23 protein-coding genes are annotated in these 24,611 nt (G+C 63.0%); 13 read left to right on the top strand and 10 right to left on the bottom strand.

Annotation, left to right across the window (positions count from 1 at the left end; all coding sequences use genetic code 11):
• Nucleotides 1-19: 19 nt before the first annotated feature.
• The gene (locus JAB1_RS27595; RefSeq protein ID WP_034751505.1) at nt 20-961 is read right to left on the bottom strand and encodes a CysB family HTH-type transcriptional regulator; all 942 of its coding nucleotides are present in this window, start codon (nt 959-961) and stop codon (nt 20-22) included.
• Between the two features lie 160 nt (nt 962-1,121).
• On the opposite strand from JAB1_RS27595, the gene JAB1_RS27590 reads away from it, so the two are divergent.
• From JAB1_RS27590 to JAB1_RS27555, 8 genes are all read left to right on the top strand, one after another.
• Nucleotides 1,122-1,895 (top strand): sulfite exporter TauE/SafE family protein, encoded by a 774-nt coding sequence (locus tag JAB1_RS27590; RefSeq protein ID WP_070282806.1) that lies wholly within the window; start codon nt 1,122-1,124, stop codon nt 1,893-1,895.
• A gap of 81 nt (nt 1,896-1,976) precedes the next feature.
• Entirely contained in the window at nt 1,977-3,665 is a 1,689-nt protein-coding gene (locus tag JAB1_RS27585) for a nitrite/sulfite reductase (RefSeq protein WP_034782222.1), read from the top strand.
• On the top strand, nt 3,658-4,218 hold the full coding sequence (locus JAB1_RS27580) for a DUF934 domain-containing protein (RefSeq protein ID WP_034782220.1): 561 nt from the start codon (nt 3,658-3,660) through the stop codon (nt 4,216-4,218). Before JAB1_RS27585 ends, JAB1_RS27580 begins: the two co-directional genes overlap by 8 nt.
• 9 nt (nt 4,219-4,227) lie before the next feature.
• A complete protein-coding gene (locus JAB1_RS27575) occupies nt 4,228-4,944 on the top strand; it encodes a phosphoadenylyl-sulfate reductase (protein WP_070282804.1) in 717 nt (238 codons plus the stop codon).
• Nucleotides 4,945-4,983: 39 nt separating this feature from the next.
• Nucleotides 4,984-5,895, top strand: a complete 912-nt coding sequence (gene cysD / locus JAB1_RS27570) for a sulfate adenylyltransferase subunit CysD (RefSeq protein WP_034782216.1) — start codon at nt 4,984-4,986, stop codon at nt 5,893-5,895.
• On the top strand, nt 5,895-7,211 hold the full coding sequence (locus JAB1_RS27565; protein WP_034782214.1) for a GTP-binding protein: 1,317 nt from the start codon (nt 5,895-5,897) through the stop codon (nt 7,209-7,211). Before cysD ends, JAB1_RS27565 begins: the two co-directional genes overlap by 1 nt.
• Nucleotides 7,212-7,239: 28 nt before the next feature.
• Nucleotides 7,240-8,004: a uroporphyrinogen-III C-methyltransferase gene (cobA, locus tag JAB1_RS27560; protein ID WP_070282802.1), complete on the top strand. Its 765-nt coding sequence runs from the start codon at nt 7,240-7,242 to the stop codon at nt 8,002-8,004.
• 245 nt (nt 8,005-8,249) lie between these two features.
• Nucleotides 8,250-8,900, top strand: coding sequence for a hypothetical protein (locus tag JAB1_RS27555; RefSeq protein WP_139144061.1), 651 nt, complete (start codon nt 8,250-8,252; stop codon nt 8,898-8,900).
• Here the strand turns inward: JAB1_RS27555 and JAB1_RS27550 are convergent.
• From JAB1_RS27550 to lptF, 4 genes are read right to left on the bottom strand one after another with little or no spacing between them, the layout of a single operon-like run.
• Nucleotides 8,897-9,865, bottom strand: coding sequence for a Stealth CR1 domain-containing protein (locus JAB1_RS27550; protein WP_254672272.1), 969 nt, complete (start codon nt 9,863-9,865; stop codon nt 8,897-8,899). The two genes, JAB1_RS27555 and JAB1_RS27550, sit on opposite strands and share 4 nt — an antisense overlap.
• Nucleotides 9,862-10,269 carry a CbiX/SirB N-terminal domain-containing protein gene (locus tag JAB1_RS27545; RefSeq protein WP_070282797.1) on the bottom strand — a complete coding sequence of 136 codons (408 nt, stop codon included), beginning with the start codon at nt 10,267-10,269 and terminating at the stop codon, nt 9,862-9,864. The genes JAB1_RS27550 and JAB1_RS27545 overlap by 4 nt, the downstream gene beginning before the upstream one ends.
• A complete protein-coding gene (gene lptG / locus JAB1_RS27540; RefSeq protein WP_034782207.1) occupies nt 10,269-11,438 on the bottom strand; it encodes an LPS export ABC transporter permease LptG in 1,170 nt (389 codons plus the stop codon). Before lptG ends, JAB1_RS27545 begins: the two co-directional genes overlap by 1 nt.
• The gene (lptF, locus tag JAB1_RS27535) at nt 11,435-12,580 is read right to left on the bottom strand and encodes an LPS export ABC transporter permease LptF (protein ID WP_034782206.1); all 1,146 of its coding nucleotides are present in this window, start codon (nt 12,578-12,580) and stop codon (nt 11,435-11,437) included. Before lptF ends, lptG begins: the two co-directional genes overlap by 4 nt.
• 67 nt (nt 12,581-12,647) lie before the next feature.
• Here lptF and JAB1_RS27530 point away from each other — a divergent pair, with 67 nt between their 5' ends.
• Nucleotides 12,648-14,141, top strand: a complete 1,494-nt coding sequence (locus JAB1_RS27530) for a leucyl aminopeptidase (protein WP_034782204.1) — start codon at nt 12,648-12,650, stop codon at nt 14,139-14,141.
• Nucleotides 14,142-14,237: 96 nt separating this feature from the next.
• Here JAB1_RS27530 and JAB1_RS27525 read toward each other — a convergent pair whose 3' ends face one another.
• The 4 genes from JAB1_RS27525 to JAB1_RS27510 are packed head-to-tail and all read right to left on the bottom strand — an operon-like array spanning nt 14,238 to nt 15,851.
• Complete coding sequence (locus JAB1_RS27525) at nt 14,238-14,765, bottom strand: hypothetical protein (protein WP_070282795.1); 528 nt, start codon at nt 14,763-14,765, stop codon at nt 14,238-14,240.
• Between the two features lie 11 nt (nt 14,766-14,776).
• The gene (locus JAB1_RS27520) at nt 14,777-15,247 is read right to left on the bottom strand and encodes a CreA family protein (RefSeq protein ID WP_058049645.1); all 471 of its coding nucleotides are present in this window, start codon (nt 15,245-15,247) and stop codon (nt 14,777-14,779) included.
• 33 nt (nt 15,248-15,280) lie between these two features.
• A complete protein-coding gene (locus JAB1_RS27515) occupies nt 15,281-15,469 on the bottom strand; it encodes a DUF1653 domain-containing protein (RefSeq protein ID WP_034782199.1) in 189 nt (62 codons plus the stop codon).
• 10 nt (nt 15,470-15,479) lie between these two features.
• Entirely contained in the window at nt 15,480-15,851 is a 372-nt protein-coding gene (locus JAB1_RS27510; RefSeq protein WP_034751548.1) for a hypothetical protein, read from the bottom strand.
• A gap of 569 nt (nt 15,852-16,420) precedes the next feature.
• Between JAB1_RS27510 and xth the strand changes: the two genes are divergently transcribed.
• Nucleotides 16,421-17,185 carry an exodeoxyribonuclease III gene (xth, locus tag JAB1_RS27505; RefSeq protein ID WP_034782197.1) on the top strand — a complete coding sequence of 255 codons (765 nt, stop codon included), beginning with the start codon at nt 16,421-16,423 and terminating at the stop codon, nt 17,183-17,185.
• Here xth and JAB1_RS27500 read toward each other — a convergent pair.
• Complete coding sequence (locus JAB1_RS27500) at nt 17,182-20,844, bottom strand: bifunctional diguanylate cyclase/phosphodiesterase (RefSeq protein WP_070282848.1); 3,663 nt, start codon at nt 20,842-20,844, stop codon at nt 17,182-17,184. The genes xth and JAB1_RS27500 overlap by 4 nt on opposite strands.
• Nucleotides 20,845-21,055: 211 nt before the next feature.
• Here JAB1_RS27500 and prpR point away from each other — a divergent pair, with 211 nt between their 5' ends.
• The 3 genes from prpR to JAB1_RS27485 all read left to right on the top strand — a co-directional run bounded on the left by prpR (nt 21,056) and on the right by JAB1_RS27485 (nt 24,608).
• Nucleotides 21,056-22,681, top strand: coding sequence for a propionate catabolism operon regulatory protein PrpR (prpR, locus tag JAB1_RS27495; RefSeq protein WP_070282793.1), 1,626 nt, complete (start codon nt 21,056-21,058; stop codon nt 22,679-22,681).
• Nucleotides 22,682-22,706: 25 nt separating this feature from the next.
• The gene (locus JAB1_RS27490) at nt 22,707-23,645 is read left to right on the top strand and encodes a phytanoyl-CoA dioxygenase family protein (RefSeq protein ID WP_070282791.1); all 939 of its coding nucleotides are present in this window, start codon (nt 22,707-22,709) and stop codon (nt 23,643-23,645) included.
• Nucleotides 23,646-23,735: 90 nt separating this feature from the next.
• On the top strand, nt 23,736-24,608 hold the full coding sequence (locus JAB1_RS27485; RefSeq protein WP_070282846.1) for an alpha/beta hydrolase: 873 nt from the start codon (nt 23,736-23,738) through the stop codon (nt 24,606-24,608).
• The last annotated feature ends 3 nt before the right edge of the window (nt 24,609-24,611 follow it).

Here is a 24,611-nt window from a genome sequence, read left to right as displayed (position 1 = left end):
CGGCCGACTTCATGCATTGTTATAGTTCGTAGTGCTCTTTATCACCGCTCATCGCCTGCTCGATGAGCTTGCGGTTCAGGGTCGGCGTCAGCAACTCGATAAAGGTATAAATATAGCTGCGCAAATACGCGCCTTGCTTGACAGCCACGCGCGACACATTCATGCCGAACAGGTGGCCGACAGGGATGGCGCGCAAGCCTTTGTCGCGCTCAGCATCGAAGGCCATACCCGCTATGATACCAATCCCCATGCCCAACTCGACATAAGTCTTGATCACGTCCGCATCGATGGCTTCGAGCAAGATGTCAGGCTTCAGGCCGCGCAGCACGAAAGCGTGGTCGATCTTGTTGCGTCCGGCAAACGCGCTGTCATAGGTAATCAGGGGGAAGGCGGCGATTTCTTCCAGGGTCACGGACTTCGACTTGAGCAGCGGATGGTCGACCGGTACCACCACCACGTGCTCCCACTGATAGCATGGCAAGGTGATCAAGCCATCGATGGCGGCGATCGATTCCGTGGCGATGGCCAGGTCGGCCTGGTCGCGCTGCACCATTTCGGCGATCTGGCGCGGATTGCCTTGCAGCAAAGACAATCTTACCTTCGGAAACTTCAACATGAAGGCTTGCACCACCTTCGGCAAGGTGTAGCGCGCCTGCGTATGCGTGGTGGCAATGGTAAAGCTGCCGCTGTCCTGCGCCGCGAATTCCTTGCCGATGCGCTTCATGCTGTCGATTTCCTGCATGATCAGCTCGACGGACTCCAGCACCAGGCGGCCCGGCTCCGTCAAGCCGCGGATGCGCTTGCCGTGGCGCGTAAAAATATCCACGCCCAGCTCTTCCTCCAGCTCGATGATGGCTTTCGATACGCCCGGTTGCGACGTAAACAAGGCCTTGGCGGCGTCCGTCAGGTTGTAATTCTGCCGGACCGCTTCGCGCACGAAGCGCAATTGATGGAGATTCATTGCTGGTTTGCCCTAGATTGCCGTGATTTGCCGAGTTTCCGCCCCACCCATGATTTTACGTTCATGCATATACGCATATCGCATATAAGCAAATGCGTACTTAGTAGTTTGGAATAAACACTAAGTTTATTACTATTGCGGGTACTTTGGGGGTGCAAGCATGACTTTGTCTTATATAGTCTCAGGATTTGCCGTAGGATTACTCGTAGGAATGACCGGCGTGGGCGGAGGTTCGCTGATGACGCCGCTGTTAACCTTGCTGTTTGGCGTGCCGCCTTCCGTGGCGGTGGGCACCGACCTGGCGTTCGCCTCCATCACCAAGAGCGCCGGCACGCTGACGCACCGCCTGCGCGGCACCATCCGCTGGGATATCGTCAAGCGCCTGTGCATCGGCGCCCTGCCCGCCGCCGTCATCGCGACCCTGGCGCTGAAATCGTTCGGCACCCTGTCGCCGGAAATCGGCCAGATCATCCGTTACTCGATCGCCGGCTCCGTGCTGCTGACCGTCGTGGCGCTGATTTTCAAGGGCCGCATGCTGGCCTGGATCAATGCACACCCCGAGAAACAATTGCAAGGCAACAAGCTTGCCGCTGCGACCATTATTTCCGGCGCCGTGCTGGGCGTGCTGGTCACGGTGTCCTCGATCGGCGCCGGCGCCATCGGCGCGACCCTGCTGGTGATGCTGTATCCACGCATGAGCTCAGCCGAAGTGGCGGGTACCGATATCGCCTACGCCGTGCCCCTGACGGCCATCGCCGCCCTGGGCCACTGGTGGCTCGGCTCCGTCCACTGGGAATTGCTGGCCTCCTTGCTGGTCGGCTCCCTGCCCGGCATCACGCTCGGTTCCTGGGTCGCCCGCTCCGTGCCGGAAAAGTTTTTACGAGTGCTGCTGGCGATGACCTTGACCGGCGTGGCAGTGAAGCTAATCTATTAATTACCGAACAAGTGACAAGAGCAGTATCAAGAACATAATCCCAGGCAATCTTCCAGCACCCCGGCTTTTTTAGGAATTGATATGTACCACTACGATCAGTACGACCACCTCATCATCAAAGAACGCATCGCCCAGTACCGAGACCAGGTTGCGCGCCGTATCGCCAATGAGCTGACGGAAGAGGAGTTCATTCCGCTGCGCCTGCAAAACGGCCTGTACATGCAACGCCACGCCTACATGCTGCGCATCGCCGTGCCGTACGGCTTGCTGTCGTCGAAGCAGATGCGCATGTTCGCGCACATCGCGCGCAAGTATGACCGCGGCTATGGCCACTTCACGACGCGCCAGAATATCCAGTTCAACTGGATCGAACTGGAGCAAACTCCCGATATCCTGACGGACCTGGCATCGGTGGAAATGCACGCGATCCAGACTTCCGGCAACTGTATCCGTAATACAACATCGGACCCGTTCGCCGGCGTCGCCGCCGATGAAATCATCGATCCGCGCCCGTACGCGGAAGTGTTGCGCCAATGGAGCACCTTCCACCCCGAGTTCATCGCCCTGCCGCGTAAATTCAAGGTCGCCATCAATGGCGCCGAAGAAGACCGTGCCGCCATCGCCGTGCACGATATCGGCTTGACGGCCGTGCGCAACGAAGCTGGCGAAGTGGGCTTCAAGGTGATGGCCGGCGGCGGCATGGGCCGCACGCCGATCCTGGGCAGCGTCGTGCGCGAATTCCTGCCGTGGCAGCACTTGCTGACGTATATCCAGGCCATCATGCGCGTGTACAACCTGCACGGCCGCCGCGACAACAAATACAAGGCGCGCATCAAGATCCTGTTGAAAGCCATCGGCGTGGAAGAATTCACGCGCCAGGTGGAAGCAGAGTGGGTCGACTTGAAAGATGGTCCGGAAACCTTGACGGCCGAGGAAATGCAGCGCGTGGCGGACTTCTTCAATCCACCCGCCTACCTTGCCCTGCCGGAACTCGACTACAAGGCGGAGCACGCGGACAACAAGGCGTATGTGAACTGGCTGGCGCGCAACGTCAAGCCGCACCAGCGTCCCGGCTACGTGGCCGTGGTACTGTCGCTGAAGAAAACGGGCGTGCCGCCGGGCGACGCGACGGCCGAGCAGATCGACTTCGTGGCGGATCTGGCCGACCGCTACAGCTTTGGCGAACTGCGCGTGACCCACGAGCAAAACCTGGTGCTGGCCGACGTGGAGCAGTCGAAACTGTTCAAACTGTGGCAGGAAGCCAAGGCGCACGGCCTGGCCACGCCGAACATCGGCTTGCTGACGGACATGATTTGCTGCCCCGGCGGCGACTTCTGCTCGCTGGCCAACGCCAAGTCGCTGCCGATCGCGGCCGCCATTGCCGAACGCTTCGACAGCATCGACTTCCAGCATGACATCGGCGAGATCGAACTGAATATTTCCGGCTGCATCAATGCCTGCGGCCATCATCACGTGGGCAGCATCGGCATCCTCGGCGTCGACAAGGATGGCAGCGAATGGTATCAAGTGTCGATTGGCGGCGCACAAGGCAACAATGCGGCCATCGGCAAGATCATCGGACCATCGTTCTCTTCCCTGCAGATGCCTGAAGTCATCGGCCGCCTGCTGCACGTCTATGTGCGCGACCGCCACGAAGGCGAACGCTTCGTCGATACGGCCCAGCGCCTGGGCGTGGCGCCGTTCAAGGAACACGTATATGCAACGCCGATCACGGTCGGCAACCTGGTGGGAGAGGACGAATATGTTTGAGGTACGCGAAGAAATCATCAAGAATGCCGCCGTGGTGCCAAATACCTGGGGCTTGCTGCGCCTCGATGAAAACGACACGCCGGAAACGGTCGTCGTGCCTGCAGGCAAGGTCATCGTGCCCCTGCTCGTATGGCAAGCCCAGCGCGAGACCCTGGCCGCCCGCCTGCCCGATATCGGCGTATGGCTGGCCAGCGACGAGCGCCCGGAAGAACTGGCGGCCGACGTGGCGCAACTGCCCGTGATCGGCGTGGACTTCCCGAAATTCACGGATGGCCGCGGCTATTCGATCGCCTTCAACCTGCGCGCCCGTCTGGGTTTCCAGGGTGAGTTGCGCGCCATCGGCGACGTGCTGCGCGATCAGCTGTTTTCCATGCACAGGGTAGGCTTTGACGCTTATGCCACCCGGCCCGACCGCAGCATCCACGACGCCCTGAAAGGTTTGTCGGTCTTTTCGGAAACCTACCAGGCTTCGTGGGATCAAAAATCACCGCTGTTCCGCCGCCACCAGCGCGAAGGCCAGAATCCTGACCTCGACAACGCGGCCGGCATCTGAGGGCCCATCATGAGCAATTTGACTTCTTTGATTGACGCCACCGAGCAAACGCTGACACGCATCGCCGCGGATTTTTCGCCGGCCGTGTTCGCGTCCAGCCTGGCAGCCGAAGACATGGTGCTGACCGACATGATTCTCAAGGCGAAGCTGCCCATCGGCATCTTTTCCCTGGAAACGGGCCGGCTGCACCAGGAAACCCTGGCCGTGCTCGACAAGGTCAAGACCCGTTACGACCACGACATCACCTTGTACCGCCCGCAGCCGGAAGCGGTGGCTGCCTACGTGGAACAGAACGGCCTGAACGCCTTTTATAACAGCGTCGAGATGCGCCGCGAATGCTGCCGCATCCGCAAGGTCGAACCGCTGGGGCGCGCGCTGGCCGGCAACAAGGCCTGGGTGACGGGACAACGCCGTGCGCAGTCCACCACGCGCGCCGAATTGCACGTGCAGGAAGACGACGCGGCGCACGCGATGACGAAATTCAATCCGCTGGCCGACTGGTCGGAAGAAGACGTGTGGGCATACATCCGCGCCAACGACGTGCCCTACAACGCGCTGCACGACCAGGGCTACCCGTCGATCGGCTGCGAACCCTGTACGCGGGCCGTCCAGCCGGGCGAAGATGTGCGCGCCGGACGCTGGTGGTGGGAAAACCCGGACTCCAAGGAATGCGGCCTGCACATGGTGGACGGCAAATTGATACGCATCAAATCCGTGGCAGCCTGAACAGACACAACAGACTCAGCAGAATAAGAAAGCACCCATATGAGCAATATTTTGAACCAGCGTCACCTCGACAGCCTTGAATCGGAAGCCATCCACATCATGCGCGAAGTGGCGGCCGAATCGGCCAACCCTGCGCTGCTGTTTTCCGGTGGCAAGGATTCCGTCGTCTTGCTGCGTTTGGCCGAGAAAGCCTTCCGCCCGGGCAAGTTCCCATTTCCCCTCGTACATATCGACACGGGCCACAACTTCCCGGAAGTCATTACTTTCCGTGATAAAAAGGTGGCGGAACTGGGCGAACGCCTGATCGTCGGCTCCGTGGAAGACTCGATCAAGCGCGGCACCGTGCGTCTGCGCAACCCGGCCACGGATTCGCGCAATGCGGCGCAAGCCGTCACCTTACTGGAAACCATCGCCGAACACGGCTTTGACGCCTGCATCGGCGGCGCCCGCCGCGATGAAGAAAAGGCCCGCGCCAAGGAACGCATCTTCTCGTTCCGCGACGAATTCGGCGCCTGGGACCCGAAAGCCCAGCGTCCGGAACTGTGGGACCTGTATAACACCCGCGTGCATCCCGGTGAAAACATGCGCGTGTTTCCCATCTCGAACTGGACGGAGCTGGACGTGTGGCAATACATCGCCCGCGAGCAACTGGAACTGCCGCCGATCTACTTCGCGCACGAACGCCAGGTGATCCCGCGCAACGGCTTGCTGGTGCCGCTGACGGATCTGACGCCGCCACGCGAAGGCGAAACGGTGGAAACGCAAGTCGTGCGCTTCCGCACGGTGGGCGATATCTCGTGCACCTGCCCTGTCTCCTCCGATGCGGCGACGGTCGACGCCATCATCGCCGAAACGGCAATCACGCAAATCACGGAACGGGGGGCCACCCGCATGGATGACCAGACTTCCGAAGCCTCGATGGAAAAACGCAAGAAAGCAGGGTATTTCTAATGAACGCAGCAATCCAGAACACCAACCTCACCGACAGCCTGGAGCGCGGCATGTTGCGCTTCATCACGGCCGGTTCCGTCGATGACGGCAAAAGCACCCTGATCGGCCGTTTGCTGTTCGACAGCAAGGGCATCTTCGCCGACCAGCTCGACGCCATGTCGCGCTCCAAGCACAAGCGCACGGTGGGCGACACGGTCGACCTGTCCCTGCTGACGGACGGCCTGGAAGCGGAACGCGAGCAAGGCATCACCATCGACGTGGCCTACCGTTACTTTGCCACGCCGAAACGCAAATTCATCATCGCCGACACGCCGGGCCACGAACAATACACGCGCAACATGGTCACGGGCGCTTCCACCGCCGATGCCGTCATCATCCTGATCGACGTGTCGAAGGTAAAACTGGGTGACGATGGCAGCGTGGAATTGTTGATCCAGACCAAGCGTCATTCGACCATCGCGCACTTGCTGCAGATCGAGCACGTGGTCGTGGCCGTCAACAAGATGGACCTCGTCGACTACGATGAAACGGTGTACAAGCGCATCGTGGCCGCCTACCGCGAATTTGCCCAGTCGCTGGGTTTGAAGGACATCACGCCGATTCCCCTGTCGGCACTCACTGGCGACAACGTCGTCGAACGCGGCGACAAGCTGGGCTGGTACACGGGCCCGACCCTGATCGAACTGCTCGAATCGCTGTCCGTCTACGATGAATCGCACGACACGCCATTCCGCTTCCCGGTGCAGCTGGTGGCGCGCCACAATGGCCATGAAGCGAACGACTTCCGCGGCTACATGGGCCGCATCGAAGCGGGCAAGGTCAGCATCGGCGACACCCTGGTGGTGCAGCCATCGGGCCAGACGGCAACAGTCAAAGATATCGTCACCCTGGACGGTTCGCTGTCGACGGCCGTGGTGGGCCAGTCCGTGACCCTGCTGCTCAATGAATACCTCGATATCTCGCGCGGCGACTTGCTGGCAAGCAGCGAGCGTCCTGCCACCCTGCTGAAACAGGTGGTGGCCGACGTGTGCTGGCTGTCGGAAGACGCGCTGGACCTGCGCCGCAAGTACTGGATCAAGCACGGCACGAAACAGACGGCAGCCAAGGTGACGGCGATCGAATCGATCCTCGACATCAATACGCAGCAGCGCCATCCGGCCGAAGGCTTGAAGCTCAACGATATCGCCCGCATCAGCCTGAATGTGCAGCAGGCGCTGGCGGCCGACGCGTATGCCGATATCCGCGCCACCGGTGCTTTCATCCTGATCGATGAAGTCACCCACCAGACGGTCGCGGCCGGCATGGTTCGACTCTAACTCCGCATCGTCCAGGAAAGGCAGCCACATGAACAGCTCCCCATCTCTCCCCGGCAAGGTCTACCTGGTCGGCGCCGGCCCCGGCGCGCAAGACCTGATGACCTTGCGCGGCGCGCGCCTGCTGGCGCAAGCGGACGTCGTGCTGCACGACGCGCTGGTCACCGAAGAGATGCTGGAGCTGTGTCCGCAGGCGAAGAAAATCCTCGTAGGCAAGCGCTGCGGCCAGTTGTCGACGGCGCAGGCCTTCATCAACAAGCAACTGGTCGACCATGCGCGCAAGCACGCCGTCGTCGTGCGTCTGAAAGGGGGCGACCCCATGCTGTTCGGGCGCGCCGACGAGGAATTGCGCGCGCTGGAAGAGGCAGGCATCACGGTGGAAGTGGTGCCCGGCATTACCACGGCACTGGCGGCAGCGGCCGCCACACAGCAGCCGCTGACCAAGCGGGGCGTGTCGCGCAGCGTGGCCTTTTTCACGTCCAGCACGGCGCCGGGCGAACCGGACCAGACGCGCATTCCCGACTGCGACACCCTGGTGCAATACATGGGCGGCCGTGAAGCCATCGCCACGGCACAGCGCCTGCTGGCGCAGGGCCGCCGTGCCGACACCGCGGTGGTGGTGATTGAAAACTGCAGCCGCCCGGACCAGCGCATCGTACGCCTGCCGCTGAGCGCCCTGGCGCATGGCCTGGGCGATACCCACGGCCCCGTGCTGGTGATGCTGGGCGACGCCATGGCCGCGCGCGCCCACCAGAGCACCGAAGAAGCAGCCGCCATGCTGGCGCGCCATGCTTGAATAAACACACCGTATTTTACCGACTTTAAAGTCAGTAATCGACGTCTTCAGAGGAAACATGATACGATGCGGACGCATCTTTTCTCGAGAAGTTGTTGTGTGATAGCAATAAATTCACGCTTCGCCCCGCCATAGCGCTTGCCATGCGGTCTCCCGGCTGACGGAACCACTGGCAACCTCCCCGAAAAAAGCTGCGCCCGCAGGCTGCAATACCGCGCCGCGCAACTTTAGCCTTACGACCACACATGAATTTCACCTCCATGCGCGAAGCCCTGACTTCGCTCAGCCGCAGCAATGTCGGCGTCGCCAGTGCTGTGCTGTTAAGCATGCTCGCCTCCATCGCCCTGTGGACGGTGTTCCCGAATATCGACGACGAAAACCATTTGCTGGAATGGCTGCAAGCGCTGTTCCTGGCCCTGGCTTGCACCGTGCACGGCGTGCGCGCCTGGCAAGAGACTGACCGCCAGTCGCTGCGCTTCCTCATGCATGCAGGCTTGTGCGCCCTGCTGTTCGGCTTCCTGCTGCGCGAACTCGATATCGACCAGTTCGGCACTGCGCCCGTCTGGGCCCAGCTGGAAAAAGCCCTGCGCGTGCTGGAATTGCTGATCCTGATACGCATCCTGATCTTTTTCGCGCCGCGTGCCCGCAAGGTGTTTGCCCATGCCGGCCTGATTTTCAGCATGCGCATCACCATCCTGACGGCCATCGGCGGCTTGCTGATGGTCGCCGGCTGGCCCTTCGACAAGAAGGTCTTCCATGGCATGCCGGACGCCTACGCGCTGCTGGGCGAGGAAGTCTTCGAACTGGGCGCCTATCTGCTGCTGTTCCTCGCTTCGCTGTCCGACAGTTCGGCCGCCGCCCGCATCAGCCTGGCGCCAAAGAAGAAATCGGCTTAACCGCCTTCAAATGAAGATGGCAGCGGCAGCAGCCGCTGCAAGGTCGCGGCCACGCGCAGCAGGCGCGGGTCGTCATCCTCGGCCTCGTCGCAGGTATCGTTGATACAGAAAAACGGCAAGCTGCCAAAACGCGCCGCCAGCTCCTCAAGCTGCTGCGGCGCCGCCACATCGCCGCTGGCGATATGCAGCGGGTCGAGCATGCGCGACCGCGCAATCCCCTGATGCACCATCCAGCGCGGCACCAGGTCGGGCAGCAACGCCGGCACCTGCCACGAGCGAAACACCGTCGCGCGCACGCCGGCAAACATGGCCGGCGCCAGCCCTTCCAGTGCATGCAGCGCGCTTTTCAGCATGGGCCGCGGCGCGTGCGCATACAGGCGCGGTTCATGCTGGTAAGCTGCATACTGCGCCGACAGCCATTGCCGCGACAAGGTGGCGCAATTGACAGGCGCCGCCAGGTCGGCGCGCAAGCCCTGCATGTCTTCGTGCAGCGCACTCTCCGTGAAAACGCTCAAACGCCCGTCCCCTTCCTCCCCAAACCAGAATGCGGGCTCGAACGGCGCGCCAAAAAATACGTCGTCGTTCAGATACAGGAAGCGCTCGGACAGGCCCGGAATATGGTGCAGATACGATTCGATATGGCCGGAATCGAACACGGGCAAGGCGGCGCCGGGCATCAGGCTCGCATGGTCGATCACCGTCAGGTGCGGTGAGGCGCGCAGCCACTCCGGCACTTGCCGGTCCGTCAGCAGGTAGATATGGCCGTGACCGGGGAAGAAGCGCTCGAGCGCGCGCAGGTTGTAGCGCAGCTCGCCGTTGTCGCGGTAGCGCCCCGCCACGTTGCCGTGCAAGGCCAGCTGGCCGGGATGCGCCTGCGCCCAGGCGGCATACGCGTGCTGCCAGCGCGCGCGCCAGGCGGGATCGGTGCCGTCAACCCACAGGTAGACGATGTCGATGCCGCTCAAGGGAGAGTGCTGGAGCCTGGCGCCGCCACGCAGTAATCGGCGATGGCGGCGAGCACGCTGGCGTTCTCGCCGACCGCCTCGACCACCTTCAGGCGCAGTGCCGGATGCCGCTGGCGCAATTCTTCCAGCAATAGCGGCAAGTCGCGCAGCACATGCCCGCCCTGCCCCAAGAACACGGGCACCACGGTGACGTCCAGAATGGCGCCGGCCGGCAGCTTGGCCAGCAGGGTCGCTACCAGCTCGGGCAGGCGTGGCGTCATCAGTTCAAGGAAAGCCAGGTGCACGCCGGTGCCGGGCATGCGCGCCTGGGTCAGGTCGCGCAGGCGCTCGAAGGGCGCGGCCCACGATGCGGCGCGCGCGCCATGGGCAAACAGGATCAGCGCCTGTTCCGCGTTCGTCTCCATCAGTGCCGCTCCACCCACCACAGGGCGCCCAGCGCCAGCAGCAGATACAGCGCGCTCGGCGCCACCGCCGTCAGGAAGGCCGGCCAGGTGCTGAGCAGCCCCAGATGCGAGAACAGGGTGTTGACCAGCATGAAGCTCACGCCGATCATGATGCCGATGAAGATCTTCAGGCTGATGCCGCCGCTGCGCGTATGCATGTAGGCGAACGGCAGCGCCAGCGCCATCAACACGAAAATGGCCAGCGGGTCGATCAGCTTTTTCCAGAAGGCGATGCGGAAACGCTCGGTTTCCTGCTTGTTCTCGGCCAGGTGGCGCGTGTACACGGCCAGTTCGCTGGCCGACATGCGCTCGGGATCGGAAGCCGACACCGTCAGGATCTTCGGCGTCACTTCCGACGTCATGTCCTTGCTGGCGCTTTGCACTGTGTGCACCAGGCTCGTTTCCTGCCCATAGTAGTTCGACAGCTTCGGCTCGAAGCCGGGCGACGTGGCCGCGCTGTTCGAGAACGAGGTTTCCGTCACATCGGTCAGGCGCCAGATATTATTGCCCCGATACGTCGCGCCCTTGGCCACGGTCAGGGTGCGCAAACGCATATCGGTGTCGAATTCATACAGCTTAACGTTTTTCAGCTGGCCGTCCGGACGCGCTTCGCCGACATTGAAAAAGCGCGAACCGGTGACGGTGCCCGTCAGGCCATCGCTCTTGACCATGTCCTTGGTCCACAGGCCCGAGCGAAACTCGCTGGACACGGCCGCGCCGCGCGAGGTCAGCTTGAGGCGTTCGGCCAGCGGTTCCGTGCGCGGCGTGATCAACTCGCCGAAGATGAAGGTGATGACGACGAAGACGATACCGATGCGGAACAGGAAACCGGCCGCCATCGCCGTCGACATGCTCGATGCGCGCATGATGGTAAATTCGGAACTGGCGGCAAACTGCGCCATCGTGTAGATCGTGCCGATCAGCGCCGCGATCGGCATCACCTCGTACACGTGCCCCGGCACCAGCACCAGCACGTACAGGAAGGCATACTGGATGGTGTAGCCGTTGCGGCCCACCTTGGGCAGCTCGCCCGTCAGGTCGATGAAGGCTTGCAGTGCCAGGAAGGCCAGCAGCACGAACAGCACCGCCTGGAATATCGAGACCGCAAAATAGCGCTGTAAAATCTTCATTTCGATGCCGCTTTACTTGTATTGCCGGCGCGGCGCGCGCGCTTGAAAGCCGCCAGCAGGACCAGCGGATGATAGCGGTGGTTCACATTCAGGCGCCACGCAAACAGCGCCACCACGGCCAGCGCTGCCAGCAGGTGCAGCGGCCACCAGGCCAGGCCAAAGGTCAGGCGGCCCTGTTTCACGCTCGCTTCGATGACCTTGATCAGGTTGCTGTACGTAAAGAAAATCAGCAGGGCGATGATCAGGTTGGTCGAACTGCCTGCACGCGGATTGACAAAGCCCAGCGGAATGGCCAGCAGGATCAGCATCAGGCCGATCAGGGGCGCGCTGACACGCCACAGCAATTCGGCCATGGTATACGGATTCGGATCGGCGATGAGCGCCATAGTGCTCATGGCGCGCACGCCCAGTTCCGCGCCCAGTTCCTGCTGCTTGCTCTCGATGCGCATGATGTACTGTTCGAACTCCATGGTCTGGAAGTCCGCCTGCGTCGGCACGCCCTGGTAGCGGCGGCCGCTCTTGAGCACCAGGAAGCGTTCACCCTTGGCGTCGGTATTGATCACGCCTTCCTTGGCGACGACGACGACGGCGCTGCCTTTTTCATCGACGGTATTGACGAAGACGTTTTGCACCACCGTCTTCTCGCCGCTGACGCCCTCGACGAAGAAGATGCGGTTGCTGCCGGCCGATTCGCGGAACTGGCCCGGCGTGACTTTCTGCAGGTCTTCGCGCTTTTCAAAGCGCGCCACATATTCATCGCTTTTCTTTTGCGCCCACGGCGTGGCGTACAGGCTCAGGATGCCGGTGGCCAGCACCAGTGGCAGGCCGAAGCTGAGCACGGGCCAGATCCAGCGCGACAGGCTCAGGCCGGAGGCGAACCACACCACCATCTCCGACTCCTTGTAGCTGCGGGTGACGACCATCAGTACCGAAATGAATCCGGTGAGGATGATGATGGTGGGCAGCTGCATCAGGGCGGAAAAAACCATCAGCGACATGACGTCGGACGACGCAATCTTGCCGCCCGCCGCCTTGCCGAGAATACCGATCAGCATCCAGGTGAGCAGGATGCTGAACAAAACTGTGAAGGTGGCCCCGGCGGCACTAGCCAATTCACGTCGAAGGGCGCGTTGAAAGATCATTCGGAGTTTATAATTCGGATCAGTTAGTTGAGTAACACGTTACTAGTAAATGAAAACGGAGAACCAAATGGACTTTAGCATAAAAGCATTCGATACCAAGAGCACCCTCGGCACGGCCAAAAGCGGATGCATCGCGGTTGCGGTATTCGAAAACAAAAAACTGTCGCCAGCGGCAAAATCGCTGGACAGCAAGGGTGCGATTTCGGCTGCGCTGAAGTCCGGCGACATCAGCGGCAAGCCTGGCAGCACCTTGCTGCTGCGCGCAGTCGATGGCGTCGCCGCCGAACGTGTTCTGCTGGTAGGCATGGGCAGCGATGACACTGTCAGCGAAAAAAGCTTCACGACCGGCGTACAAGCCGCATTGAAGGCCTTCGGCTCGCTGGGCGCTGCGGACGCCATTATCGCATTACCGCTGGCTGAAGTGAAAGAGCGCGACGTAAATTGGGCAATCCGTTGCGTGGTGCAAGCCGCACATGACAGCCAATACCGCTGCGACTCGCAAAAAAGCAAAAAGGATCCGGCGCCAGCAGGCGTGCGCAAGATCGTCCTGGCTGCTCCTGCAACGGCCGCCACGCGCGGCGCGCTGGCGCAAGCCATCGCCATCGCCAACGGTTCCGACCTGACGCGCAACCTGGGCGACCTGCCGGCAAACATCGCCAATCCGACCTACCTGGCCAACACGGCCAAGCAGCTGGCCAAGGATTACAAGTTCGAAGTCGAAGTGCTGGACCGCAAACAGCTCGAAGCGCTGAAAATGGGCAGCTTCCTGTCCGTCACCAACGGCAGCGAGCAGCCGCCGAAGTTCATCGTCCTGAAACACATGGGCGGCAAGGCCAAGGATGCACCAGTCGTCCTGGTCGGCAAGGGTATCACCTTCGACACGGGCGGCATTTCGATCAAGGCCGGTCCTGGCATGGATGAAATGAAGTACGACATGTGCGGCGCCGCCTCCGTCCTGGGCACCTTCCGCGCCATCGGCGAAATGAACCTGAAGCTGAACGTCATCGGCATCATCGCCGCGTGCGAAAATATGCCGTCGGGCCGTGCCACCAAGCCGGGCGACATCGTCACGTCCATGAACGGCCTGACCATCGAAGTGCTGAACACGGACGCCGAAGGCCGTCTGGTGCTGTGCGACGCGCTGACCTACGCCGAACGCTTCAAACCGGCAGCCGTGGTCGATATCGCCACCCTGACGGGCGCTTGCGTCGTGGCCCTGGGCCACCACAACAGCGGCCTGTTTACGCGCAGCGATGCGGCGCATGACCAGCTGGCCAATGAATTGCTGGCAGCGGGCAAACAGTCGAGCGACACAGCATGGCGCATGCCGATCGAAGAGGCGTACAACGAGCAGCTGAAGTCGAACTTCGCCGACCTGGCCAACATCGGCACGCCAGGCGGCGGTTCGGTGACGGCAGCGGCCTTCCTGGAAAACTTCACCAAGAAGTACACCTGGGCGCATCTGGACATCGCCGGCACGGCATGGAAATCGGGCGGCGCAAAAGGTGCGACCGGCCGTCCAGTCCCACTGCTGACGACGTTCCTGATCAACCGCGTCTAAATTGACGCCTGCCGGTAGCGCGCCCTGCGCTATCGGCGCCGCGAAGCAGCCGCCACGGTCACTGACCCTGGCGGCTTTTTTTTATGTGCAGTTGAATCAGTAGACGACGGGATTGGGCAAGGGCGACGGCGCCACCTTCGGCTGCACCACTGTTTCCGGCACGGCGGCCGGCTGCGGCTTCGCGGCGACGGGCGCGGGCGGCGGCGCCAGGCGCGCGGGGTCCTGCATGACGATGGTCAAAATGGATGGGTAGTCAAAGCCGGCGCCCGTGTTGCGGTCGACGAAATAGCCGACGCCCAGGGTCAGGATGACATTGCCCCAGACGCTGCCATTGAGCTTGGGGTCGATATGGTCGTCCGTCGCGATGGCGGGCGAACCGTGCTTGCGGCAGTCGACCTTCAACGGTTCCTGGCTCTTGCGGATGGTGATGCGCCCGGGCGTGGTGACGAACCACTTGCCCACGTCGTTGCTGAGGATGCAGCCGGCGCCAGTCAGTTCGCGGTTATCCTGGATGGTTTGCACCAGCACCATCTGCTCGGTGTTGCCAGTCAGGGTGGCGCAGCCGCCCAGGCCAAACAGCAGCAGCGTCCTGGCGGCAAGGGCGGCAGACGATGGCACGCGCATGGGAAGCTCGCTTAACGGACGGGAATCGGCTGGTCGCCGGGCACGGCGACGGCGGTGACGCTGTTTTTCGGACTGCCATCGATCAGGCGGTCGGAATACACGAGGTAGACCAGCGCATTGCGCTTGCTGTCGACCATGCGCACGACGCGCACATGCTTGAAGAAGATCGAGGCTCGCTCGGTAAACACTTCTTCCTGGCGTGGCAGCTTGCCCTTGAATTGCAGCGGCCCCACCTGGCGGCACGCCACGGCCGCATCGGCCTTGTCTTCGGCCAGGCCGACGGCGCCCTTGATGCCGCCCGTCTTGGCGCGCGACAGATAGCAGCTGACGCCGGCGACTCGCGGGTCGTCATACGCTTCGACGACGATCTTGTGGTCAGGGCCGATCAGTTTGAACACCGTGTCGACCGAACCGATGGTTTCGGCATGCGCCGCGGCGCAGGCAAAGCCCAGCACCAGAGCGGCAGGCAGCAATTTACGCATGAAGAGTATCCCGGGCACGCACGCAGGCGGCCATCAGTTGATGGGAGCGAAACGCTGGACCATGACGCCTTCGACTTCGATCAGTTGAAAGAACACGTCCTTCGGCCGGGTCCAGATGGAACCGTCGGCGGCGCGATAGACGATCATCGGCGTCAGATCCGCTTCCAGCGTGGCTTCGCACACCAGTTCGTAAATGCCGCCCTTGTAGTGCCGATAACGCATCGCCGTCCCCTCAAGCCGTTGAATCTTCGCTCTTGTCGTCGGCCAGTGCCTTCTGCTTCTGCTTCAGGCCCTGGATCACTTTCAGTATGCCTTCCATGCCGGCCGCGCCATCGGCGCCGCTGAAGGCGTCGAGCACTTCATTGAGCACCTTGTTGCGCACGGTCGCTTCATCGGAAGACATTTCCAGCGCGCGCTGGGCTTTCGCCGCCTTTTCGGCAGCGCTCACGCGCGGCTTGGCAGCCGTCTTGCCATGCGTCAGAGCAGCCTGCCAGATAACCCAGCGGCGCTGGGTCTCGAAAATCAGGTACTCATCCGGTTTGTCTTCTCTTCGCCGCACAATGTGGCCGTCACGCTGCGCCCACGCTTCAAATGCAGTTCGCATTTTCTTCCTTTGCAAATGCTACGCGCAAGTCTCACTATTAAAACTGCAACATTTCAAAATAGTACCATCTATTGATGTCGCAAAACAGTCTCATAGATATAGTACTGCAATTTATATAACAAGTCTGGCGGCGCCAAGGACGGAATTGACACTCCGTCCCCGGCACAGTGGTCATGTAATCGGAATAGCAATTACAACTAATTACAACTGCTTCCTGTCTGGTTGCCAACTTGGCCGTAACAAAGCTGTGTGACACAGTTGTTACACGGTGCCATTTTAGTAGTTTTTATCGCGTTTTAGCGAGAAACTTTACACCTTTGTCGCGTTAATCAGCGAGACGCATCCTGCCACGCCAGCCACTTATGCCAAATCAAACATAGGGGTTGATCAATGATACACAAAAACATAATATTCATGCGCCACGATTGGTTAAGTATAAATACTTTATTTGTACTCTTTTTCCCTGCCAGCAAATAAAGCTCCTACCCGGCAAGCGGCGCAAGACGTCATCGACACGCATGCGGTAAGATTCGCGCCTAACGATACCCATTCAAGCAAGGATTTTTCCCATGAAACTCGCCACCTGGAACGTCAACTCGCTCAAAGTGCGCCTGCCGCAAGTGCTGCAGTGGCTGACAGACAACCCGGTCGACATACTCTGCCTGCAAGAGACCAAACTGACGGACGACAAGTTCCCCGTCGCCGAGATCGAGGCGGCCGGCTACCAGGTGGTCTTCAGCGGCCAGAAAACGTATAACGGCGTGGCCATCCTGTCGAAGCTGCCGATCACCGACGTGGTGAAGAACAACCCGCGCTATGAAGATGCGCAGCAGCGCATCCTGGCCGCCACCATCGGTGGCGTGCGCGTCGTCTGCGCCTACGTGCCGAACGGCCAGAGCGTCGACTCGGACAAGTACGAATACAAGCTGGGCTGGCTGGCCGCCCTGCACGACTGGCTGGCCGAAGAAGCGCAGCAGCACCCGCAACTGGCCGTCGTCGGCGACTACAATATCGCGCCCGACGACCGCGACGTGCACGACCCTGTCGCCTGGGAAGGCCAGGTACTGGTGTCGGACAAGGAACGCGCCGCCCTGCAGCGCCTGTTCGACATTGGCCTGACGGATGCCTTCCGCCTGTTCGAGCAGGCGGACAAATCGTTCAGCTGGTGGGATTACCGCCAGTTGGGCTTCCGCCTGAACAAGGGCCTGCGCATCGACCACATCCTGCTCTCGCCCGCCCTCGCCGCCCGCTGCACGGCGTGCGTCATCGACCGCGTACCGCGCAAGTGGGAACAGCCGTCCGACCATGCGCCAGTCGTGGCGACGATTGACTAGCTAACGGCTATCCGCTCCAGCAAGGCCTGCGCGTTCACGGCAGGCACTGGCGCGGAAAACAGATAGCCCTGCGCATAGCGGCAGCCGTTCGCCTGCAGCAGGGCGAACTGCTCTTCCGTCTCCACGCCCTCGGCCACGGCCGACAATTGCAGGCTGTCGGCCAGCGCGATGATGGCCGCCACGATGGCGCGGTCTTCCCCGCTGTGCTCCAGGTCCTTGATGAAGGCGCGGTCGATCTTGACCTTCTTCACGGGGAAGCGCTTCAGGTAGGCCAGGCTGGAATAGCCGGTGCCGAAATCGTCGATCGACAGGCGCAAGCCCATGCCATTGATCTGGCGCAAAATCTCCAGCGTATGCTCGCCGTGCTGCATCAGCGCCGTCTCGGTGATCTCGAATTCCAGCAGCGCCGGGTCGATGCCCGTTTCCCGTACCACGGCGCCAATCGCCGCCACCAGGCCCTTGTGCATGAACTGGCGCGGCGACAGATTCACCGCCAAGGGTACGGGCTGCAAACCCTGGCGCTGCCAGGCCATGCTTTGCTCGCAGGCCTGGCGCATCACCCATTCGCCCACCGGCACGATCAGGCCGTTTTCCTCCATGATGGGAATGAAGCGGTCCGGCAGCACCAGGCCGTGGCCCGGGCGGCGCCAGCGCAGCAGCACTTCCATGCCATGCAGCCGGCGCGTGGCGATATCGATGACGGGCTGGTAAAACAGTTCGAACTGCTGCAGCGCCAGCGCCGTGCGCAAGCTGCTTTCCAGGTCGAAGTGCAAGGCCGCCGCCTGGTTCATCGTCTGCGTGAAGAACTGGTAGTTATTGCGGCCATTGCCCTTGGCGTGGTACATGGCCGCATCGGCATGGCGCATCAGGGCGTCGACGTCGCCGCCATCGTCCGGATACAGGCAGATGCCGATCGACGGCGTCACATGCAGCACATGGCCGTCGAGCGGAAAGGCGGGTGTCAGCGCTTCGATGATCTTCTCGGCCACGCGCGCCGCTTCGTCGCTGCCGCGGATGCCCGGCACCAGCACGACGAATTCGTCGCCGCCCAGGCGCGCCACCGTGTCGCTGGCGCGCACGGCGCCGCACAGCCGGGCGGCCACTTCCTTGAGCAGCAGGTCGCCCGTCATGTGGCCCAGCGAATCGTTGATGGTCTTGAAGCGGTCCAGGTCGATGAACATCACGGCCAGCTTGCGCCCGGAACGCTGCGAGGCCAGCATGGCCCGTTCCAGCCGGTCCGACAGCAGCGCGCGGTTCGGCAAGCCTGTCAGGTTGTCGTGATAGGCCATGTGGTGCACCCGCGCCTCGGCCTGGCGCCGCTCGACGATCTCGCCCTGCAACAGCAGGTTGGCGCCGGCCAGTTCGGCCGTGCGTTCCTGCACGCGCAATTCCAGCTCGTCGCGCGCGCGGCGCACCGCCTCGGCCGCCTCGCGGCGCGCCGTCACGTCGTCGACCAGCCATACGGAACGGCCATGCGCATGCGCCAGGTCGAACGGCCGGCCGGACAGGCGCGCCCAGAAGCGGCTGCCATCCTTGCGCACCAGCTGGTATTCCGACATGTGCACGCGTCCCGCATCGAAATCGCGTGCCGTCTCGCCGCGCGCCACCTTCCACGCGGCCATGTCCGGATACAGGGCCTGCACCGACAGGCCGTTGATTTCGCCCGGTCCATAGCCGAACAGCTCTTCCATCTTGCTGTTGGCACGCAAATTGTAGCCGCCCTCTATCACCGAGATGCCCAGCACGGCACTGTCCAGGATGGCCTGGTTTTCCAGCAGCGCGTTGCGCAGCGATTCTTCGGCGCGCTTGGCTTCCGTGCGGTCCTCGATGATCCAGATGGTGCCGGCGGCGGGATCGTCCGGATTGACGACATAGGCGATCAGCTGCGCCCACAAGGTGCTGCCGTCGCGGCGCATCATTTCCACTTCCGTCTGGAAGGGCTTGGCCACGGACAGGAAGGGGAAGGCCGCCGCGCCCAGCAGCTCGTACGATTGCTGCGACACGTACAGCGCGCGCCCGGGCAAGCCCAGCGCCTCGTCGCCGCTATAGCCGAACATCGCGGCAAAGCCCAGGTTATAGCGCGTGATCAGGCGGTTCTTGGTATACAAGATGCTCACCGAGGCATTCGTCATGATGGCCGCCACTTCCATCTGCGTCTGGCGGCTGGCCGTGATGTCTTCCAGTATCCAGATGGCGCCCTGCTCGCTGTGCGTCTGGTCGACGGCCTTGGCGCGGATGCGGCACCAGAACAGGCTGCCGTCGCGGCGGCGGAACAGCGATTCATCCTGCTCGTATGGCAAGCCCTGTCCCAGCAGCGGCGTGGCCTGTACGCCAAACTCCTCGTAGGCGGCGGGCGACGGAAACAGTTCGGCGGCGGGCAGGCCCGTCATCTCCTCCTGCGCGTAGCCGAACATTTCGGCGAAACGGGGATTGCAGCGCAGGATCAGGCGCGAACGGGAAAACAGGATGCCGACGGAGGCATTGTCGAGGATAGCCTGCTGCTCGAGCATCAGCTGGCGCGTCGCCTCCTCGGCCGCCTTCTGCGCGCTGCGGTCGTCGAACAGCCAGATCGTGTCGCGCAGCGCGCGGTCGGACTGGCTCTCGGGATTCAGCACATAGCCATACGCCAGCGCCCAGAACGTGGAGCCGTCGCGGCGGCGCATCTCCATCTCGCCCTGGAACGGCAAGCCGCGCCGCAGCAGCGGTGCGGCCTGGCGCACGACATTGTCATACGCCGCGCGCGACGGATACAGGTCGGCGACGGCCAGGCCCACGCCGCTGTCGCCGTCAAAACCGAAGCATTCGGCGAAACGCCGGTTGTAGCGCAGCACGCCCTTGTCGCGCTGAAAACCGATGGCCAGGGGCGCGTTATCCATCACCGCCTGCATTTCCAGCATGGCGCGCCGCAGCTGGTCTTCATCGCGCCGGTGGTCGCTGATGTCTTCGATGATCCAGACCGTGCCGTCATGCGTATTGAGGGGATCGACGGCGCGCCCGTGCAGGCGACTCCAGAACAGGGTGCCATCCTGACGCCGCAATTCCAGTTCCGTGCGGTACGGCTTGCCCTTCGACAGCAGCGGCGCCGCTTCCAGCCCCAGGGCGCGGCAATGCTCGGCGGAGCGGTACAGCACTGCGCCCGGCATGCCCGTCAGCTGGTGACGCGCGTAGCCGAGCATCTCGGCGGCGCGGATATTGCACTCCTCGATGAAGCCGCCCTTGGAAAAGACGATGCCGACGGCCGCGCTTTCCAGGATCGCCTGCTGCTCAAGCAAGGTCTTGCGCAAGGCTTGCTGGTCGCGCTGCTGCACGCTGATGTCGGCAAACACGAGAGTCGCACCGGGCAAGCCATCGTCCACCAGCAAGGGCCGCGACCAGACCTGCACGGCGATGGCGCCCGCCTCCCCTTCCAGGCTGCTGTCCCAGTGCCGCTCGCGCCCGGCCGCGCCAAGCGTACCGCGCAGCATGCTGGTGCTCGACGCCTTGTAGGCTTCCGTAAAGCAGTCGGCCAGCAACCGGCCCGCCATATCCCGCCCCAGCAGGGCCTGCAAGGCGCCATTCGCGGCCACCACCATGCCGCAGGCATCGCAGGCGCAGGCCGGCAAGGCGATCAGTTGCAAGGCATCGGCGATGAAATCGGGACTGGTCGGTACGCGGTTCATGGACACCATGGGATGGTTAAGGACAAGATAAACATGCGCCTGGGCAAATATTCTTCCAAGCATCATGGTGCTGCTAGATCATAAACCAGTTTCCCGGGGTTTTTTCATATTCCTTATTGGCAATATCTGAAACACCACAGACCACTTGCAACACGCCCGTTGCAACGCCGTTGCATGGCTGAAAAATGAAACAAATCGTTTAGAATAAAGCATGCGCCGCCCTCCCCAACCTCCGCTCGACCACCGCGACAAACCCGTCATCTGGACCGTCTCCGTCTCGCGCCTGTTCGACCTGTTCCGCGACATCACGCTCGAATACGACGACCTGGCGACGATCGAACCGATCAACCTGGGCTTCGACGACGCCGTGCGCCACATCCGCGAACGCATGGCCACGGAGCGCTGCGACGCCGTCATCGCGGCCGGTTCGAACGGCGCCTACCTGAAAGGCAGGCTGTCGGTACCCGTCATCATCGCCAAGGCCAGCGGCTACGACGTGATGCAGGCGCTGGCGCGCGCGCGGCGCATCTCGCCGCACATCGGCGTCGTCACCTACCAGGACCCGATGCCGGAACTGGCGGAATTTGCCGCCACCTTCGGCTTCCAGATCTTTCAGCGCACCTATGCCACCGAGGAAGACGCGCGCGCGCAGATCAATGAACTGAAGGCGGCCGGGGTCAAAGCCGTCGTCGGCGCGGGCCTCGTCACCGACCTGGCCGAAGAGGTGGGACTGGCCGCCGTCTTCGTGTATTCGGCCACGGCCATCCGGCGCGCCTTCGACGATGCGCTGGAACTGGCGCGCCTGACCCAGATCGAATCGAACCGCGGACGCCGCACGGTAGTGGCCGACACCCTGCGCGCGCGGCACGGCCTGCACGATCTGCGCGGCGAGTCGGAAGCGATGGAAGCGCTGCGCCAGTCGGTGGTGCTGTATGCGCGCTCGCCGGCAACGGTGCTGATCCAGGGAGAAACGGGCAGCGGCAAGGAACTGGTGGCGCAGGCGATCCATCGCGAAAGCCCGCGCAGCCTGGGCGCGAACCGCCCCTTCATCGCCATCAACTGCGGCGCCATCGCCGAATCCCTGCTGGAATCGGAACTGTTCGGCCACGAGGATGGGGCCTTCACGGGTGCACGCAGGGGCGGCCATGCGGGCTTGTTCGAGGCGGCCAACCACGGCACCCTGTTCCTCGACGAAATCGGCGAAATGCCGCTGGCCCTGCAAACGCGATTGCTGCGCGTACTGGAAGAGCGCGAAGTGGTGCGCGTGGGCGGCACGCGGCCCATCGCCATCAATGTACGCATCATCAGCGCCACGCATTGCGACCTGGAACAGCGCATCCGCGAAGGACGCTTCCGCGCCGACCTGTTCTACCGCCTGGCCGTGCTGCGCCTGCATTTGCCCGCATTGCGCGAACGCGCCAGCGACATTCCCGGCCTGGCCGAGTGGTCGCTGAAAAACGCGCTGGCCGCGCTGGGCGCCCGTCCGCACCCCAACCTGCATGCGGAAATCCAGGCTTGCGCGCCGCTGCTGCGCCGCTACGACTGGCCCGGCAACGTGCGCGAACTGCGCAACCTGGCCGAGCGCCTGGCCCTGTTCCTGGCCGCCGAGCCGCTGCAGGCGCTGACGCCCGCCTTCGTGCTGGGCGTGGCGCCGGAACTGGCCAATGCTGCCGGCACGCCGGTGCCGCTGCCGGCGCCGGCCGCCGCCATCGCGCCGCGCCCGGAAGACGAAAGCGCCAGCGCCGTGCTGGCGCGCTTTGGCGGACGCCGCGACGCCGCCGCCCACTACCTCGGCATCAGCCGCACCACCCTGTGGCGCCGCCTGCGCACCGGCTGATTTCTTCAACCAGACAAAAGACACCATGGACGACTGGCCTCACTTGCACGAATTATGGCAACGCTGCACGGGACACGGCGGCGCGGCCGGCAGCCAGGGACTGGCGCGCGACCACCGGGACATCAAGGCGCTGTATGCGCGCGGCATTTCCATGGAAGACGCCATGCAGTTCCTGTTCCAGCAACGCCCTACGCTGGAAGCCTTCCAGGCGTGGCTGGCCGGCCGCACGCGCGTCCGCCCGGCGCACGCCGCCAGCGCGCATCAGGACGTGCTGTCGGCCGCCGAACTGCGCCATTTCGATGAGCACGGCTACCTGGTGCTGCGCGGCGCCGTGCCGCGCGCGCAGTGCGTCGCCGCACAAACGGCGATATGGGAATACCTGGGCGCCAGCCCCGATGATATGGCATCGTGGTACCGGCCGCACCCGGGCAAGCGGGGCCTGATGCTGCAGTTTTCCGACCATCCGGCCCTCGAGGAAAACCGCCACTGCGCGCACATACGCCACGCCTGTCAGCAGCTATATGACACCGGCATCGGCACCGGCACCGGCATCTACGCCAGCATCGACAAGGTGAGCTTCAATCCGCCGGAAACGCCGCAGCACCGTTTCCTTGGCAGCGCCCTGCACTGGGACGTCAGCCTGCAACAGCCGGTTCCCTTCAAGCTGCAAGGCATGCTGTACCTGAGCGACTGTCCGGCGCAGCACGGCGCCTTTCACTGCGTGCCCGGCTTCCAGCACCACATGGCCGGCTGGCTGCGGCAAGTACCGCCGGGCCGCCAGCCGCGCGAATGGGCCGTCGAGGACTTGCGGCCCGTGCCCGTCGAAGGCATGGCCGGCGATTTCATCATCTGGCACCAGGCCCTGCCCCATTGCGCCACGCCCAACCGCGGCCCGGCGCCGCGCATGGTGCAGTACCTGACCTACCTCCCGGAGCACTGCCAGGACCAGGATGCGTGGATCTGAACCACTCATCCCGCCCTGGCGCCGCTCATCCCGCAGCGCTGGCAGCCGCGCCCCTGCGCCGCTAGCATGGTCGTCAAGGAGGAACACCCCATGAAACGAACACTGCAAACATTGATCTTACTCAGTACGGCGCTGCTGGCAGGCGCCAGCCAGGCCGCCGCGCCTGCGGCATTCAAGGTCGAGGTCACAGGACAAGGCCGTCCCCTGGTCCTGATTCCCGGCCTGGCGTCTTCCGGCGAAGTCTGGCAAGGCACGGTGGCGCGCCTGTGCGGCCCGCAAGCCGCACGCCAATGCCACGTGCTGACACTGGCCGGCTTTGCCGGCGTGGCGCCCATCGAGGGCGACCTGCTGGCGCAGGCCGAGCAACAACTGGCCGACTACATCGGCACCCAAAAACTGGGCCAGCCGGCCATCATCGGGCATAGCCTGGGCGGCTTCCTGGCGTTGAAAATGGCCATCGACCATCCTGACCAAACGGGCAAGCTGGTGATCGTCGACTCGCTGCCGGCGCTGGGCGCGACGCAGCTGCCCTCCATCACGCCGCCGCAGCTGCAAGCCATGGCTGCGCAGATGCAATCGGCCATGCGCGCGCAGGATGGCGCCACCTACGCCGCCAGCCAGCGCCGCACGGTAAGCAGCATGGCCAGCGCGCCGGCCGACGTGGAGCGCATCATCGGCTGGGGCCAGCGCTCGGACCGCGAGACGGTGATCAAGGCCATGGGCACCCTGGTGGCCAGCGACCTGCGCCAGGACGTGGCGAAAATAAAATCGCCAACCCTGGTGCTGGGTACCTGGATCGCCTACAAGGACTATGCGCCGCGCGCCGCCATCGAAGCGACCTTCCAGCAGCAGTATGCCCAGCTGCCCGGCGTAAAAGTCGCGCTGGCCGACACGGCACGCCACTTCATCATGTACGACCAGCCGGACTGGATGCAGGCGCGCATCGAACAGTTCCTGGACTAGGCG

The sequence above is a fragment of the Janthinobacterium sp. MP5059B genome, assembly GCF_001758645.1.
Lineage (GTDB): Bacteria > Pseudomonadota > Gammaproteobacteria > Burkholderiales > Burkholderiaceae_D > Janthinobacterium > Janthinobacterium lividum.
The sequence above is the reverse complement of the archived record's forward strand: the minus strand, read 5'-3'. Positions and strand labels throughout refer to the sequence as shown.